The following is a 15,408-nucleotide window of genomic DNA, read 5'->3' as shown; positions in this document are numbered from 1 at the left end:
CGATCAATTTTCTTGTGGGGCCACAGGGCTTTGGGGCGGCTCGGCGCCGCGTTTTTCAAAATGTCCGGGCACCATTTCCCCATCCACCATCCGGGCCGGAACATAGCGCAGATCATCCTGTGCCGGGGGCGTGGATTGGGCATAAAGATAGAAAATCGCCCCATAAAGGCCGATAAAGCCCAAACCCGCGCCCATGATGGCATAATCCAGCTTCGGGTTGATTTTGCCCCCTGCGCGCTTGAGATGGCGCACCAGTAAAAGCCATAAAAAGAAAAAAACGAAAGGCAGTAAAAACAGCCCCAGCCTGATCAATAAAGCGCTCATAGCTTTGGTTCCGATTGTTCTAAAGGCCGCTCATCGCCCAGCACTTCGGCCAGATTGACCAGCATATGGGCCGTGGCCCCCCAGATATAGAAATCCTGATAAGGCATGGCATAAAAATGCCGCCGCTGCCCGCGAAACATGCGGCTATGGCGCTGATGATTGGTGCTATCGAGGATAAAATCCAAAGGCACCTCAAAGGCATCTGCCACCTCGCGGGCATCAAGCCTCAAATCAAAGGGTGGGGCCACCATCCCCACCACCGGCACGATCCGAAAACCCGTGACCGTTTCATAGCTGTCGAGCCGCCCCAAAATATCGATCCGATCCGGCGTCAGCCCCACTTCTTCGTGGGTTTCGCGCAGGGCCGTGGCAATGGCATTGGCATCGCCCTCATCGGCGCGGCCCCCGGGAAAGCTGATCTGCCCCGCATGGTGAGATAAATGTTCGGCCCGCCGGGTGAGCAGGATGGTAGCCCCTTCGGCCCTTTGGATGATCGGCACCAGAACCGCCGCCCGGCGCACCGCATCGCCTTGTTTGATCGGGGCATCAGGGCCTTCATAAAGATCATAATCGCTGCGCAGGGCCCGGCGCGGCCCCTGTTGCAATCGCTGGCGGATCAATTCAAGCACGGCCTAGTCCCTTGTCATCTCGTCGAGCACGAAAAAAGATCCCCGGCTCCACAGGCCCAGCATCTCTTTCCCATCTATTGTGAGGGCTTCGGCGAAATCCACAAGCTCATAATAAACCGGGCGGGCGATCAGCGCCTCAAGCCGGTTGCGAACAAGGATATAGGGCCGTTTATGGCCCTCTTCATCGGCGCTCATCCAGATGGGATGCTCATCATCGGCGATCACCCGATCCCCCACATGGGTCTCAAAAACCAGCAATTGTTGATCGCCTTCCCGCTCCACATCCACAGATATGGCCAGAAAGGGGGCATCTTCGACGGTGATCTTCAATTTTTCCGCCGGGGTCACCAGATAAGTGCCATCATCATCATGGCGCAAAACGCTGGAAAACAGCCGCACCATTTCAGGCCGGTTGATCGGCGTGCCCATATAATGCCATGTGCCATCGCTTTTGATGCGCATATCGATCTCACCGCACAGATCGGGCTCCCACAGATGAACCGGCGGATAGCGCTGCTTGGAAATCGCCTCGAACACATCCTTCAGCCGGTTTGGGGCCTCCGCCTGTGGCGCTTTTGTGGGATTGATTTTGCTTCTCGTCATAGTTCCGCCTTTCGTCGCGCCTTATCCTTTCTATATAGTATGGGAACAGCATGTCACCAAATGGACTGTCATGGGTTTTTCATGGCATGGCCATTCCGCAGACCGACCATGAAAAGGCCCGCCTTTATGAACGAGCACGTCAGCCAGGCAACAAGCGCTCCCGCGCATCGCTCTCCCCTTCCCGATAGCGGGCGGGATGCTGAAGCCGCCATCCACGCCATCCAGCAGATCAAATCCGAAATCGGGCAGCATATCTTTGGTCAGGATCGGGTGATCGAAGAAACCCTGACCACCCTGCTCGGCGGCGGCCATGCCCTGATCGTGGGGGTGCCGGGGCTGGCCAAAACCCTGCTCGTTGAAACCTATGGCACGGTTTTAGGGCTATCTGAAAAGCGGGTGCAATTCACCCCCGATCTTTTGCCCGCCGACATTTTAGGGAGCGAAGTGCTCGAAGAAGATGAAAGCGGCAAACGCCATTTCCGCTTTCTGCCCGGGCCGGTTTTCAGCCAGCTTCTGATGGCCGATGAAATCAATCGGGCAAGCCCGCGCACCCAATCGGCGCTTTTACAGGCAATGCAGGAAAAGCAGGTTTCGGTGGCCGGGGTGCGCCATCAATTGCCCGAACCCTTTCATGTGCTGGCCACCCAAAATCCCATCGAGCAGGAAGGCACCTATCCCCTACCCGAAGCCCAACTCGACCGTTTTTTGATGCAAATTCATGTGGATTATCCTGATCGCGAGGCGGAACGGGCAATCCTTTTGCACACCACCGGCACCCAAAGCCATGCGCCCAAACAGATCATCGATGGCCAGCGCCTGATGCATTTGCAAAGGCTGGTGCGATCCCTGCCGGTGGGCGAAAGCGTGGTCAATGCCATTCTCGATCTGGTGCGTGGGGCGCGCCCGGGCGCCGATCATCCTGAAATCACCTGGGGCCCCGGCCCCCGGGCGGCACAGGCTTTGATGCTGGGATGCCGGGCCCGCGCCCTCATCGATGGGCGGCAGGTGCCATCGGTGGATGATGTAAAAGATCTGGCGGTGCCGATCCTGCGCCATCGCATGGCGCTCAGCTTTCCGGCCCGCGCCGATGGCCTGACCAATGATCAGGTGATCGCCGATCTGGCGGCCAAACTTTGAGCCGGCCCCGCAAATGATGGCATGGCTTCGCTCCTTTTTATCCGCCACGGCCTTGCAACCGGCAAGCGCTGATGGGTTGGGTGCGGCTTCCGGCCGGGATCCGGTGCCGATCAGCGATCTGTGGCAAAGGGCGCAAAGCCTGGCTGATCGCCTGCCCGCCCATAATGTGCGCGCCGATCCGCGCCTGCGGGCCGCCGCCCGCGGGGTGCATGGCCGCCGCCGGGCGGGGCCGGGTGATAGTTTCTGGCAGTTTCGCCCCTATGAACAAGGCGAGCACGCAGCGCAGATCGATTGGCGGCGTTCGGGGCGATCCGATACCCTTTATGTGCGCCAACAGGAATGGGAAACGGCCCAGAATATCTGGATCTGGATGGATCGTTCCGCCAGCATGCAGTTCGGATCGCGCCCCATGGCCGATAGCAAGGCGGATCGGGCGATCCTTTTAGGGCTGGCCACCGCCCGCCTGCTCATAGCTGCGGGCGAACGGGTTGGGCTTTATGGGGTGCATGATCAGGCCATGGGCGGGCGCTTTGGCCTGTCGCGCCTGCTGGAAAGCCTTGAAAAAGATCGCCTGCATGATGATCCGCCATTTCCCACCGCCACCGCTTTGCCCCGTCATGCCCAATTGATTTTGATCGGCGATTTTCTGGGGGAAAGCGATGCGACCCAAAATCGCCTGCGCCAATTGGTGGGTTTGGGGGTGAATGGCCATCTTTTACAGATCATCGATCCCATCGAAGACGATTTCCCCTTTGAAGGCCGCATCCGATTTTCGGGAATGGAACAGGAGGCCCCCCTGATCATGGAACGCGCCGAACAGGAAGCCGCCGCCTATCGCAGCCGGATGCGGGCCTGGATCGATCATCTGGGGGCGATGGCCCGCCGCGCCGGCTGGACCCATAGCATCCATCGCACCGATCACAGCCCGGCCCAGGCTTTGCTCGGCCTGATCGCCCTTACCGGCAAGAGGGGCTGATGATTGGTTTAGGCCCCCTTGGTGTGCTGGGATTTACCGCGCCTTTGGTGCTGCTGGGCCTGCTGGCCCTGCCGGTGATTTATTATCTGGTGCGGGCTTTGCCCCCCCAGCCCAAGCGCCATCACTTCCCCCCCATCGTTTTATTGGGTGATCTGGCGCACAGCGCCCCGCCCCCCGCCCGCACCCCGCCCTGGCTTTTGATCATGCGGCTGCTTTTGGCAGCGCTTCTGGTGCTGGCCTTCAGTGGCCCGATCTTAAACCCCAGCACCGGGAAAGCGGATGGCAGCACGCCAACAGCCGTGGCTGATGAAGCCGCCCTTTTGATTGTGCTGGATGATGGCTGGCAGGCCGCGAGCCGCTGGGACGTTCGGATCGCTGAACTGGATCGCCTGCTGGCCACAGCCGCCCGGCAGCAAAGGCCGGTTCTTTGGCTGCGGACCGCCCCGCCGATCAATGGCTGGCCCCAAGATAAGGATGGGAATGGGGATGGAGAAGGCAAAAGCATCAGCATCGAACCGCAGGCCGCCAGCGATCTGCGGGCCGCTTTGCCCGGCATCACCCCCCGCCCCTGGGCCCCGGATCATCGCCATCTGGCCCGTATTCTCGAAAGCATCGACCGGCCGATTGCCCAAAGCATCTGGATCAGCGATGGTCTGGATCATCCCGGCAGCGATGCGCTTTTATCACGCCTCGAGGATAGGGGGCCGCTGCGCATTTTCACCGATCAGCCTGCCGATTATCCGCTGGCGCTGTCTCCCCTCAGATCAACGGGCAGCGGGATGGCCACCACCATAAAGCGTCCGTCCCGCCCCACGCCCGCCGGGGCCATTCTGGAAGCGCGGGGGGCTGATGGCCGCCTTCTGGCCCAAATATCGGCGCTTTTTGCCGCCAATGAAACCACTGCCGAGGCGACATTTGATCTGCCCCGGGAAATCCGCAATCAGGTGGCGCGCATCGACATTGCCGATGAGCAAAGCGCCGGGGCGACGATCCTGCTCGATGGGCGATCCGGCAGGCCCGCCATCGGGCTGTTCTCCGGGGAAAGCGGATCAGCGCTTCAGCCCCTGCAATCACCGCTTTTTTATCTGCGCCGCGCCCTTGAGCCCTTTGCCGACCTTTCTGAAGGCCCGCCTGCCGCCCTCTTGCGGAAAAAGCCGGGGGCCATCATTCTTGCCGATATTGGCCAGATCGAGCCACAGACCGCCGAAAGCCTGAAGCTGTGGGTGGAGGATGGCGGGCTTTTGCTGCGCTTTGCCGGTCCGCATATGGCGGCCAGCCGCAATCAGCTCATCCCTGTTGCCTTGCGATCAGGGGATCGGGCGGTGGGTGGCGCGCTCTCATGGGAAAAACCGCAGTCCCTTGGCAGCTTTAATCCCGATGGGCCTTTTGATGGGCTGGTCGCGCCCGGTGATGTCACTGTCAGCCGCCAGTTGCTGGCCATCCCGAATATCGATCTGGCAGAAAAAACATGGGCCCGGCTGGCCGATGGCACACCCCTTGTAACGGCCGCCCGCGAAGGCCGGGGCTGGATCGTATTCTTCCACACCACCGCCAATGCCGATTGGTCATCTCTGGTTTTATCGGGCCTGTTTGTGGATATGCTGGAACGGCTTTTGCCCCTTGCTCAGGGCCGCCTTGATGCTGTCTTTCAAAGCGGCGGAAACCGCAGTCTTGCCCATCAGGCTCTGCTCGATGGCTTTGGCCGATTGGAACCGGCTGCCTCCGGCATTGCCCCTATCCCCAGCAATGCTTTTGGTGATGTCGCCGCCTCTCCCCAGCATCCCCCCGGCCTTTATGGGGAGGCACAGGCTCCGCTCGCCCTCTCTCTTGTGGCGGCGAATGGCCCGGTGGATGCAGATTTCAGCTTCAAGGAAAGCACCCGGCCCATGATCTTTTTTGGTGGCGATGCGCGCGGGGAACGCCCCCTTGCGCCGATGCTGTTTTTCCTGATGAGCCTGTTGATCATCGCCGATATGCTGATCAGCCTTGGTCTGCGCGGGCTGCTGCCTTTTGGGCGGGCCAGAAGGGGTGCATCCAAAGCCTTCAGCGGGCGCGGGCTGGGGGTGCTGGCCGTGATCGGTCTTTCGGTTATAGGCCTAATGCTGGGCTTATCATGGTCTTCACCATTGAAGGCGCAGGATCGCCCGATTCTGGATGAGCAATTCGCCATCGATGCCACCACATCCACACGCATTGCCTATATCCGCACCGGCAATCCCGAAATCGATGCCCGCAGCCATGCCGCCCTTTATGGTTTGCAGCGTGTTTTAGGCCTGCGCACGGCGGTCAAGCTGGGCAAGCCCATCGGCCTTGATCCCACCCGCGACCCTTTGGCGCTGTTTCCGCTGGTTTATTGGCCGATCACGGCGGATGCCCCGGCTTTGGACGCCAAAGCCCTTGATAATTTAAGCCGATTTTTGCGCAATGGCGGCATTGTTTTAATGGATACCGGCATCGATGACAGCACCAGCGATCCTTTGGGCCTTGAAAATCCAGCCGCCCGCGAGGCCCTGCAGCGCACCGTGGGGATGCTTGATCTGCCCCAATTATTGCCGGTGGACCCCGATCATGTGCTGGCCCGCAGCTTTTATCTGCTCGATGATTTTCCCGGACGGCTCGCTGGCCGCACCTTATGGGCGACCCGGGACTCTTTTGGCAAGGATGCCCTTGTCAGCCCGATTTTAATCGGCGGCCATGATTGGGCTTCGGCCTGGGCGCTCGATGAATTCGATCATTTCATCGTGCCTCGTCTGCCCGGAGGGGCGCGCCAACGCGAACTGGCCTTTCGCTTTGGGGTCAATCTGGTGATGTATGCCCTGACCGGCACCTATAAAGCCGATCAGCTTCATCTGCCCGCCCTGATCGACAGGCTGGGGGAATGATCCGGTGATGACCGCTTTATCGCTCAGCTTTGATCCCATCTTTCCCCAATGGGCCCTGATCCTTCTGGGGCTGTTGCTCGGGTTTGCCGGTGTTTATGCCCTGATCCGGCGGGCGCGCGGGCGCTGGGTGCGGCTGTTGTTCATCAGTGTCCTGCTGGCGGCCCTTGCCGGCCCGCAATTGATCAAAAAAGAACAAACCGCCCTGCCCGATATCACCCTGGCCATGGTGGATCGCAGTGCCAGCAATCGGCTGGATGGCCGCAAGGATGAAACCGACCGGGCGCTGGAAGCGCTGGCGCAAAATATACGCGAACAGGGCGGCGAATTGCGGGTGGTGACGAGCAATCCCGATGAAGATCGCACCCGGCTGTTTGAGCCTTTGGCCGAAGCTTTATCGGCGGTGCCCAAAGATCAGCTTTCAGCCGCTGTGATCATCAGCGATGGCCGCATCGATGATGCACAAGAAGCGCACCGCCTGATCGCCGCCGACCGCCCCATCCACAGCCTGATCACCGGGGATCGCAGCGCCATCGATCGGCGGATCAGGATCATTCGCGCCCCGGAATTCGGGCTGGTGGATCGCCCGGTGACATTGGAATTGAGCGTTGAAGAATACCCCGCCGCCGGCACCGAGCCGGTGGCCCTGACCATTCGGCAATATGGCAAACCCGCGCAAACAAGGATGGTCGAGCCCGGCAAGCCGGTTTCCATCACCCTCATGCCCGAACGGCGGGGCGAGATGCTGGTGGAGGTCGATGCCGCCCCCGCTGCGGGGGAAACGATCCTTGTCAATAATCGCGCGCTCTTTTCCATCAATGCGGTGCGGGATCGCCTGCGGGTACTGCTGATTTCGGGCGAACCCCATCCCGGGGAACGGGTCTGGCGCGATACCCTCAATTCCGATCCGGCGGTGGATCTCATTCATTTCACCATCCTGCGCTTGCCCTCATCCCAAGATCCCACGCCGGTGAGCCAGCTTTCCTTGATCCCCTTTCCCACCGAACAGCTTTTTGCCGAACAGCTTCATGATTTCGATCTGGTGATTTTTGATCGCTATTCCTTGAGGGGGGTATTGCAGCCCCGCTATTTCACCAATCTGCTGGATTATGTGGAACAGGGCGGTGCCCTTTTCGTGGCCAATGGGCCGGAATATGCCGAAAGCCTGAGCCTTTATAACACCCCGCTGGCCAGTGTTCTGCCCGCCCGCCCCACCGGCCTTGTGAGCGAAAATGGCTATCGCCCCGCGCTCACAATGATCGGCCGCCGCCATCCGGTCAGCAAAAACCTTGCATCCTTTGAAGCCGGCGCAAGCGTGGCGATTGGGGATGAAGCCCAATGGGGGCGCTGGTTTCGCCTGATCGACAGCAATGTGGATCAGGGACAGGTGCTTTTGGAAGGCCCCAATGCCATGCCTTTGCTGGTTTTGAACCATGCTGGCGAAGGGCGTATCGCTCAATTGATGTCGGATCATATCTGGCTATGGGCGCGGGGGATCGAAGGCGGCGGCCCCTATCAGGAATTATTGCGCCGCTCGGTTCATTGGCTGATGAAAGAACCCGATCTGGAAGAAACCGCCCTTGAAGCCACCGCCGATGGCGATGAGATCAGGATCGAACGCCGCAGCCTGATGCCCGAACAAACCGAGGTGAAGGTTGAAGCCCCCGATGGCACGCGCCGCACCGTGACCCTCACCCCTGATGCCGATGGGCTGGCCCGCGCCACCATCAGCGCCCCCGATCCGGGGCTTTATCGGGTTTTTGACAATGAAGACGAAGCGGTGGTGGGCACCGGCCCTGCAGGCGGCCATGAATTGTCGCAAATTCTGCCCACCGATCAGATCGTGCGGGATCTGGCGCAGAAAACCGGCGGCGGAATTTTCTGGCTCCAGGATGGCCTGCCCGATATTCGTCATCCATCTGAGAAGGCCACCGCTTTTGGCGCGAATTGGATTGGATTGCCCAAGCGCAATGCCAGCCGCACCGATGCGCTCAGCCAAAGGCCGCTTTTGCCGCCCTTAATCTGGGCTTTGCTGCTGGGCGGCCTGCTGGCGATCACATGGTGGCGCGAAAGCCGCTGAACGCCTGAGGCTTATTGCTTCACGGGCTCCAGCGCCAAAGGATCGGGCAGATCATCAAGGTTGCCAAAAGGCCCGCCTGCCGGATGATAAAGCAGGCGGGTGGCATCAAACGGCCCGGGCAAATGGCATGTTTTTGGCAGAACCGGGCGAAAGCCCACCCGGCCATAATAGCCGGGATCGCCGATCAGAAAAACCGGGCCTAAGCCTTTGGCCGATGCCAGATCAAGGCCATGGCGCATGAGCGCAGTACCCGCCCCGGTGCCTGCACTATGCTTTGCCACAGCCAAGGGCCCCAAAAGCAGGCCATCATGGCAAAAATCCACAGCCCTGATCAGCAGCGGCCAAAAGCGCACCGAGGCCAGCAGCCGATCCCCTTCGCGCATTACAAAGCCCATATCCTGCAAAGGCGGACAATGATCGCGAAAGCGATAGGCCGTGCGCCCAAAACGATCAGCCCCAAAAAGATCATCGAGTAAAGCATCAATAGCGGGCGCATCGCCCGCATGTTCCTGATCGAGCTGTCGCATCACCTTTTTGCCATCCCCTTTCAAATGCCCCCCAAATAACAGTGTGTGATCGCCTTTTGCGGCATTGTTTGGCATTTCGCAACACTGCGTTTCGTTCACAGCCCATGACAAAAGCCAAGGACGACGCCATCTTGGAACCATGTACCCGATCAGGGATCGATCTCATCAAGGAGAAGCACAATGGGTCTTTTGGTTGACGGACAATGGCAGGATGCCTGGTATGATACCAAATCCAATGGCGGGGCCTTCAAGCGCCCCGATACCCGCTTTCGCAATGGGATCAGCGCGGATGGCAGTGGCGATTTCCCGGCCGAGGCAGGGCGCTATCATCTTTATATCGCCCATGCCTGCCCCTGGGCCAATCGGGCAATGATCCTGCGCCATTTAAAGGGATTGCAGGATATCATCAGCGTTTCCGTGGTGCATTGGCATATGGATGATGAGGGCTGGCGCTTTGATGACAGCACCCCCGGCGCCACCATCGATCATATCCATGGCTTTCAGCGCCTGCATCAGGTTTATACGAAGTCCGATCCCCATTATAGCGGGCGGGTAACTGTGCCGGTTTTGTGGGACAAAAAAACCAGCCGGATCGTCAATAATGAATCGGCGGAAATCATCCGGATTTTGAATAGCGCTTTTGATACAGTACCGGGGATCGGCCATCCCGAGCGCGATTATTATCCCAAAGATCTGCAATTGGAGATCGATGCCATCAATGAACGCATCTATCATGCGATCAATAATGGCGTTTACAAAGCGGGATTTGCCACCACCCAAAGCGCTTATGAAGAGGCCTTTGATGCCTTGTTTGAAACACTGGATGCGATGGATGAGCGGCTGGCCACCCGGCGCTATTTATTGGGCGACAGATTGACCGAAGCCGATTGGCGGTTTTTCACCACCCTGGTGCGCTTTGATGCGGTTTATGTGGGGCATTTCAAATGCAACAAACAACGAATCGCCGATTATCCGCATCTTTCAGCCTATCTGCGCGAGCTGTATCAAATGCCCGGCATTGCCGATACGGTGGTTTTCGATCATATCAAGCTGCATTATTATCAAAGCCATGGCAGCATCAATCCCACCGGCATCGTGCCCAAAGGCCCGGATCTGGATTTAGGGCAGCCCCATAATCGCGATCATCTCAAAGCGGCTTAAAGCTGCTTTGAGGGCGCATTGTTTTCGGGGTGAAAAACCAGCGACAGGGAATTGACGCAATAGCGCAAGCCGGTGGGCGGCGGGCCATCGGGGAACAGATGCCCCAGATGGCTTCCGCACTGCCCACAGCGCAATTCTATCCGCACCATGCCATGGCTGGTATCGCGGATTTCATCGATCTCAGCCCCTTCGATGGCATCGAAAAAGGATGGCCAGCCCGATCCGCTGTCATATTTGCCATCGGATGAGAATAAAATCGCATCGCACCCCGCACAATGAAAGCGACCGGGCCTTTTTTCCCCCAAAAGGGCCCCGCTGAAAGGCGGCTCGGTGCCATGGCGGCGACAAACATAAAAGCGTTCTTCGCCCAATCGCGCCAGCCATTGGGAATCGCTCTCAGGGATAGTCTGCTGATCCCTGCTCATCCGCCACTCACCTCGCAGGCAAAGCACAGGCTATAGGCGCCTTTTGGATCGCGCATCCAGCCAAGGCTTTGCAGATGCCGCAGGATCGATTGTTCAATCCCGGCCACAGCCTGCATCAGCCCGCCCTTGTTGCCGCTGGCCAGCAGAGATCGGGGCAACAAAGCCGCCGCATCGCTTTCCGCCATCAGCTGCATCAAAAAGGCTTCAAAAGGATCGGGCTTTTCCGTGATATGGCGGATTTGATAGGCCCCGTCTTCAAGGCTGGCAAGGCTGGCTGCCGCCTTGATCGCCGCATCGAGCCCACCCAATTCATCCACCAGGCCCAGATCGCGAGCGGTGCTGCCTGCCCACACCCGGCCCTGCGCCACTTTATCCACGGCCTCAATGCTCATTCCCCGGCCTTCAGCCACGATAGAGAGGAATTTTTCATAGCCATCTTCGATGGAACCCTGAACCAAAGCCGCCACTGCAGGCGATAGCGGCCGCGTTATGTCAAAAGCTCCGGCCAATTGGGTGGTGCCCACACCATCGCTATGCACCCCCAATGACGCCAGCGACTCTTCAAAGGTTGCCACCAAACCGAAAATGCCGATGGAACCGGTAATGGTTTCCGGCATGGCCCAGATCTGATCGGCATTGGCGGAAATCCAATAACCGCCCGATGCCGCCACCGAGCCAAAAGACGCCACCACCGGCTTGCCCGCCGCCTTCACCTCAAGCACCGCCTGGCGGATCAATTCCGAGGCAAAAGCGCTGCCGCCGGGGCTATCGACACGCAAGACCAGCGCCTTCACCCGATCATTGGTGCGGGCTTCATGGATCAGCTTCAGGGCGCTTTCCGAGCCGATATCCCCCACCGGCGCCTCGCCCGGGATGATGGTGCCGCGCAAGGTTACCACGGCCAGAAGCGGTCCCTCTTTCTGTTCGGAGGTAGCGGGCTTTGTCTGCTTCAAATAAGCCTTGAGGCCGATATGGCGATAGCCGTCGTCTTTCTTACCGGCCAGATCCTGCAAGGCCGCAAGCGCTGCATGGCGGGTTTTCAAGGCATCCACCCATTTCAGATCCACCGCCATTTGCGCCATATCGCCGCCCGCTGCCGCCTGGGCTTCAACGATATTGGCCAGATGCCCCGACAAAGCCCCATCATCAAGGCCGCGCAGGCGGGTGATATCGGCTTCATAGCTCTGCCACAGGCTATCGAGGAACGCGCGATTGGCCTCTTTGGCTTCATCCGACATCGAATCCCGGATATAGGGCTCCACCGCCGATTTAAAGGTGCCAACACGGAAAACATGCACATTGGCTTTCAGCTTTGAAAGCGCCTCGGCAAAATAGGGCTGGAACGATCCATAGCCCGTGATCGTCATTCCGCCCGCCGGATTGAGCCAGATCTCATCAGCATGGGCGGCCAGATAATATTGGGATTGGGTATAGCTATCGCCATAAGCGATAATTTTTTTGCCGCTGTCCCTGAAGGCATCCAGCGCCTTCCCAAGGCTATGGAGGGTCGCCGGGCCGGCCCCGTTAAAGCGTTCGAGATCCATGACCATCAAGCCGATCCGATCATCTTTCGCCGCACGATCAAGCCCTGCGAGAACAGTGCGTAAAGCCATTTCTTCGGGCTTTTCACCACGCAGCACGTCATCGAAGGAGGGCGCTGCCTTTTCTTCAACGATCCGGCCTTCAGGATTGAACAAAAGCGCCCCGCCTTTGGCGATTTCAGCTGAGGGCTTATCGCCCATCATCCCGCTCACGGAAATAATCAAGGTCAAAAACAGGATGAAAAAAACCAGCGCCGCCAATGTATTAAACGCGCGAATGGCCGACCAGATAAAACGGAATATGGCTTTCATGAGATGAACATGGTCCCTATTTAGGTGCTTGGCTGAGGGATATCTTCAGCCTCGATTGCATCCAGCATGTCTTGTAAGCGGGCAAATTTCAATCGCGGATGATCGCCCCTCGCCGCTTCTTTTTCCCGGGCATCGATTTTCAGCCAATCTTCAAAGCTCACCACCTGAAGCCCGTGGGCCGCGATATAGGCATCCAAAGCGGCTCCCCCGCTTTTTGTCGGCGGATGATCGGGACCGGAAGGCTGCGGTTTGTCCCGGGGGCTTGTTTCCGCAAGAATACGAGCGGCGATCTCGGCTCCGTCGGGCTTGTTGCTGCCAATGGTGCCCGTAGGGCCGCGCCGGGCCCATCCCGTGGCATAAAGACCGGGTCGGATAAGGCCCGCATCATTGACGAAACGGCCCGAGCGCGCATCAAAAACCGCGCCCTTGATGGGGCTGCTTTGATAGCCGATACAACTGATCACCAAGGCGCAAGGCAATTCGAAAAACCGGCCCGTGCCGCGCACGGCGCCCGCCTCGATCCGGGTGCGCTCAAGGCGCAAGGCCCGCACCCGGCCCTGATCATTGCCCAGAATTTCCACCGGCCGGGCATGAAAATGAAAATGCACCCGCACATCCGCCGCCAATGCATCGGCTTCAGCAATTTCGGAAAATTCCCGCAATGTGGCCAGCACCTTGCGCTGGCCCGGCGGCAGGGCCTGTTCTTCTGTAAGGGAGGGCAGATCGGCGGGATCGACCACCGGAATGGCATGGCTGAGCGCCCCCAGTTCCCGCACTTCCTTGATGGTGAATTTGGCCTGGGCCGGGCCTCGGCGCCCAAGGATATGAATATCATGCATGGGCATGGCGGCCAGACTTCGCTCGGCTTTCAGAGCGATATCGGATTGCGCCAGTTCGTCCCGCGTCTTGGCAAAAATCCGGGCAATATCAATGGCCACATTGCCATTGCCGATCACCGCCATGGCAGTGCCCTCGCCCACAGGATCGAGATCGGCATAATCGGGATGCGCATTATACCAGCCGACAATGGCCGCCGAGCCATAAACGCCTTTGAGATTTTCGCCGGGCAGGCCCAAAGGGCGATCCTTTCCCGCCCCGGTGGCCAGCACCACCGCATCATAAAGTGCCAGTAATTGATCGAGGCTGATATCCCGCCCCACACAGAGATGGCCGATGAAGCGCACCCGATCATCTTTGGCCGTTTCATCAAAACGTCCGGTGATCTGCTTGATGGATTGGTGATCGGGGGCAACCCCGGCCCGGATCAGGCCATAGGGGGTGGGCAGGCTGTCGATCACATCGATCCTGATCCCCGGACTTGCGGGATCGGCTCTTTGCGCTTTATCGGTCTGATCCAATAAGGCCTGGGCGGTATAGAAACCACCCGGCCCCGATCCGATGATGGCGATCTGCCGCTCTTTCATCATATCCATCGCCCCAAACCCCTGATCCCTTATCAAACCACAAGAAACGGGGGCTGGCTATCAATCGATCCCTCAATCGATCACTTCATTTTGTTCCTGACCACGCTTTAAATGAAGCTTTTCGCCATCCGAAAACTGGAAAAAGGCATGCAGAAGCTGAATGCGCGTTTCCCGCTCCAGAAGATCATCGCCCCGGCGGCTATAGGCGGTGATATTGCCAACATCCTGGCCCTGATCGGCGCCATAATAATCGGGGGTCGCCATGCGCCCCGGCTCCCAGATGATCAGCAGATCATCCTGCTCGATCCGCCCGCTTTTGCGCAATAATTCCAGGGGCCATGCCTCTTTCCCCACGATCACTACGCGATCCGTGCTGTTGAGCCCTGCGGCCATGCCGGGCAAGGGAGGCAAGTCCACGGTTTGTTTGAGGCTCAAGGGCTGACGGCTATAATCGGAATCGGCAAGAATGAGGGTGCCCGGCTGCTTGGCCGCCTGCTTTAGAAAGGATGCAAAAGAAATGAGATGCGAAGGCACCACATCCAGCGCCCCATCGGCATGGGGACCAGCAAGGCCAAGACCATTGATCTGCTGCCACCATGTGCGGCTCGCTTCATCATAAAGGATGATATTCTGATCATAAGAGGCCCCGGTCAGCCGCAAATGCGTGCTTTGCTCATCCACCACCCGGCGAAACACCATGGCCGAGGAACAAACCCGGCAATAGGTCACCGCAATCGGCACGCCGCCCAATGTATCATTAACGATCCGATGCGCCGCCACGATGCGCATGGGATAGGCCCGCAATTGCCCATTGATCTCAACGGCGATGACCGGTTCCAGATTGCCCGTTATGCCATCGATAGCCACCGGGATCAGGGCCGGATCATCATAAGCGAGGGGCGTTTCATCATCGCTCAAAACCCGCAGGGCGGTGCCGTCGATCCCCTCTTTGGCCAGATCGATATCGGGCCATGATGCCTGGAATGATTGGGACACAAGATTTTGGCTAAAGCCCGGCACGGGGGCGAGCACAACCGCAAGACCGACCAGCAAAGCACTGGCAAAAAGCAGGCGGACCTGCCGGGGGGTGATCATCGATCCTGTCATAGCCTTTATCATGTCACATCCTTACCAAGTTTCTGGCCAAGTTTCTGGCTTACCATATATTTCCGGCCATATATTTCCAGCTGTATGCCCGCGATGGTGGCGCAGGTCAGCCTCTTATGATAGATGAGGCTCCTGATCTTCATAAAAAAGGCCATTCCGGTCACATATCCGCATCAGCTTGTAACGATCGCGTCAAAATCCTGCGCTATGAATTAAGCGTCTTCATGCACAGCGTCAAAAGCCCTGGCGAAAAAATGCCAGCCCCTTGGCGGCTTTTATAAAT

13 protein-coding genes are annotated in these 15,408 nt (G+C 58.7%); 5 read left to right on the top strand and 8 right to left on the bottom strand.

What is annotated here, in order from left to right; all coding sequences use genetic code 11:
- Positions 1-3: 3 nt before the first annotated feature.
- From QK300_RS03530 to QK300_RS03520, 3 genes are all read right to left on the bottom strand, one after another.
- A complete protein-coding gene (locus QK300_RS03530; RefSeq protein WP_281300386.1) occupies positions 4-324 on the bottom strand; it encodes a hypothetical protein in 321 nt (106 codons plus the stop codon).
- Positions 321-863, bottom strand: coding sequence for a CoA pyrophosphatase (locus tag QK300_RS03525; protein WP_348651817.1), 543 nt, complete (start codon positions 861-863; stop codon positions 321-323). Before QK300_RS03525 ends, QK300_RS03530 begins: the two co-directional genes overlap by 4 nt.
- A 93-nt stretch (positions 864-956) precedes the next feature.
- On the bottom strand, positions 957-1,556 hold the full coding sequence (locus QK300_RS03520; protein ID WP_281300388.1) for a DUF1285 domain-containing protein: 600 nt from the start codon (positions 1,554-1,556) through the stop codon (positions 957-959).
- Between the two features lie 126 nt (positions 1,557-1,682).
- On the opposite strand from QK300_RS03520, the gene QK300_RS03515 reads away from it, so the two are divergent.
- From QK300_RS03515 to QK300_RS03500, 4 genes are read left to right on the top strand one after another with little or no spacing between them, the layout of a single operon-like run.
- Positions 1,683-2,693, top strand: coding sequence for a MoxR family ATPase (locus QK300_RS03515; RefSeq protein ID WP_281300389.1), 1,011 nt, complete (start codon positions 1,683-1,685; stop codon positions 2,691-2,693).
- A 13-nt stretch (positions 2,694-2,706) separates the two neighbouring features.
- Entirely contained in the window at positions 2,707-3,669 is a 963-nt protein-coding gene (locus QK300_RS03510; protein WP_281300390.1) for a DUF58 domain-containing protein, read from the top strand.
- On the top strand, positions 3,669-6,551 hold the full coding sequence (locus tag QK300_RS03505; RefSeq protein ID WP_281300391.1) for a DUF4159 domain-containing protein: 2,883 nt from the start codon (positions 3,669-3,671) through the stop codon (positions 6,549-6,551). The genes QK300_RS03510 and QK300_RS03505 overlap by 1 nt, the downstream gene beginning before the upstream one ends.
- 7 nt (positions 6,552-6,558) lie before the next feature.
- Complete coding sequence (locus QK300_RS03500; protein ID WP_281300392.1) at positions 6,559-8,628, top strand: hypothetical protein; 2,070 nt, start codon at positions 6,559-6,561, stop codon at positions 8,626-8,628.
- A gap of 11 nt (positions 8,629-8,639) precedes the next feature.
- Here the strand turns inward: QK300_RS03500 and QK300_RS03495 are convergent, their stop codons facing one another.
- Entirely contained in the window at positions 8,640-9,155 is a 516-nt protein-coding gene (locus QK300_RS03495; protein ID WP_348651816.1) for an N-acetyltransferase, read from the bottom strand.
- Between the two features lie 180 nt (positions 9,156-9,335).
- Here QK300_RS03495 and QK300_RS03490 point away from each other — a divergent pair, with 180 nt between their 5' ends.
- Positions 9,336-10,316, top strand: coding sequence for a glutathione S-transferase family protein (locus tag QK300_RS03490; protein WP_281300394.1), 981 nt, complete (start codon positions 9,336-9,338; stop codon positions 10,314-10,316).
- On the opposite strand, the gene msrB is transcribed toward QK300_RS03490, so the two are convergent.
- The 4 genes from msrB to QK300_RS03470 all read right to left on the bottom strand — a co-directional run bounded on the left by msrB (position 10,313) and on the right by QK300_RS03470 (position 15,137).
- The gene (msrB, locus tag QK300_RS03485; protein WP_281300395.1) at positions 10,313-10,741 is read right to left on the bottom strand and encodes a peptide-methionine (R)-S-oxide reductase MsrB; all 429 of its coding nucleotides are present in this window, start codon (positions 10,739-10,741) and stop codon (positions 10,313-10,315) included. The two genes, QK300_RS03490 and msrB, sit on opposite strands and share 4 nt — an antisense overlap.
- Entirely contained in the window at positions 10,738-12,594 is a 1,857-nt protein-coding gene (gene sppA, locus QK300_RS03480; protein WP_281300396.1) for a signal peptide peptidase SppA, read from the bottom strand. Before sppA ends, msrB begins: the two co-directional genes overlap by 4 nt.
- A 20-nt stretch (positions 12,595-12,614) precedes the next feature.
- The gene (locus QK300_RS03475; RefSeq protein WP_281300397.1) at positions 12,615-14,027 is read right to left on the bottom strand and encodes an FAD-dependent oxidoreductase; all 1,413 of its coding nucleotides are present in this window, start codon (positions 14,025-14,027) and stop codon (positions 12,615-12,617) included.
- 63 nt (positions 14,028-14,090) lie between these two features.
- On the bottom strand, positions 14,091-15,137 hold the full coding sequence (locus tag QK300_RS03470; protein WP_281300398.1) for a DUF3179 domain-containing (seleno)protein: 1,047 nt from the start codon (positions 15,135-15,137) through the stop codon (positions 14,091-14,093).
- Positions 15,138-15,408 lie beyond the last annotated feature (271 nt).

Origin of the sequence: Iodidimonas sp. MBR-22 (assembly GCF_029946565.1) — a bacterium.
Taxonomy (GTDB): domain Bacteria; phylum Pseudomonadota; class Alphaproteobacteria; order Sphingomonadales; family Rhodothalassiaceae; genus Iodidimonas; species Iodidimonas nitroreducens.
The sequence above is the reverse complement of the archived record's forward strand: the minus strand, read 5'-3'. Positions and strand labels throughout refer to the sequence as shown.

Excerpts from the sequence above, each read along its gene's own strand:
- QK300_RS03510 (WP_281300390.1), top strand. The coding sequence starts at position 2,707 with ATGATGGCATGGCTTCGCTCCTTTTTATCCGCCACGGCCTTGCAACCG.
- QK300_RS03520 (WP_281300388.1), bottom strand. The coding sequence starts at position 1,556 with ATGACGAGAAGCAAAATCAATCCCACAAAAGCGCCACAGGCGGAGGCC.
- QK300_RS03470 (WP_281300398.1), bottom strand. The coding sequence starts at position 15,137 with ATGATAAAGGCTATGACAGGATCGATGATCACCCCCCGGCAGGTCCGC.
- QK300_RS03515 (WP_281300389.1), top strand. The coding sequence starts at position 1,683 with ATGAACGAGCACGTCAGCCAGGCAACAAGCGCTCCCGCGCATCGCTCT.
- QK300_RS03495 (WP_348651816.1), bottom strand. The coding sequence starts at position 9,155 with ATGCGACAGCTCGATCAGGAACATGCGGGCGATGCGCCCGCTATTGAT.
- QK300_RS03475 (WP_281300397.1), bottom strand. The coding sequence starts at position 14,027 with ATGGATATGATGAAAGAGCGGCAGATCGCCATCATCGGATCGGGGCCG.
- sppA (WP_281300396.1), bottom strand. The coding sequence starts at position 12,594 with ATGAAAGCCATATTCCGTTTTATCTGGTCGGCCATTCGCGCGTTTAAT.
- QK300_RS03505 (WP_281300391.1), top strand. The coding sequence starts at position 3,669 with ATGATTGGTTTAGGCCCCCTTGGTGTGCTGGGATTTACCGCGCCTTTG.
- QK300_RS03530 (WP_281300386.1), bottom strand. The coding sequence starts at position 324 with ATGAGCGCTTTATTGATCAGGCTGGGGCTGTTTTTACTGCCTTTCGTT.
- QK300_RS03500 (WP_281300392.1), top strand. The coding sequence starts at position 6,559 with ATGACCGCTTTATCGCTCAGCTTTGATCCCATCTTTCCCCAATGGGCC.
- QK300_RS03490 (WP_281300394.1), top strand. The coding sequence starts at position 9,336 with ATGGGTCTTTTGGTTGACGGACAATGGCAGGATGCCTGGTATGATACC.
- msrB (WP_281300395.1), bottom strand. The coding sequence starts at position 10,741 with ATGAGCAGGGATCAGCAGACTATCCCTGAGAGCGATTCCCAATGGCTG.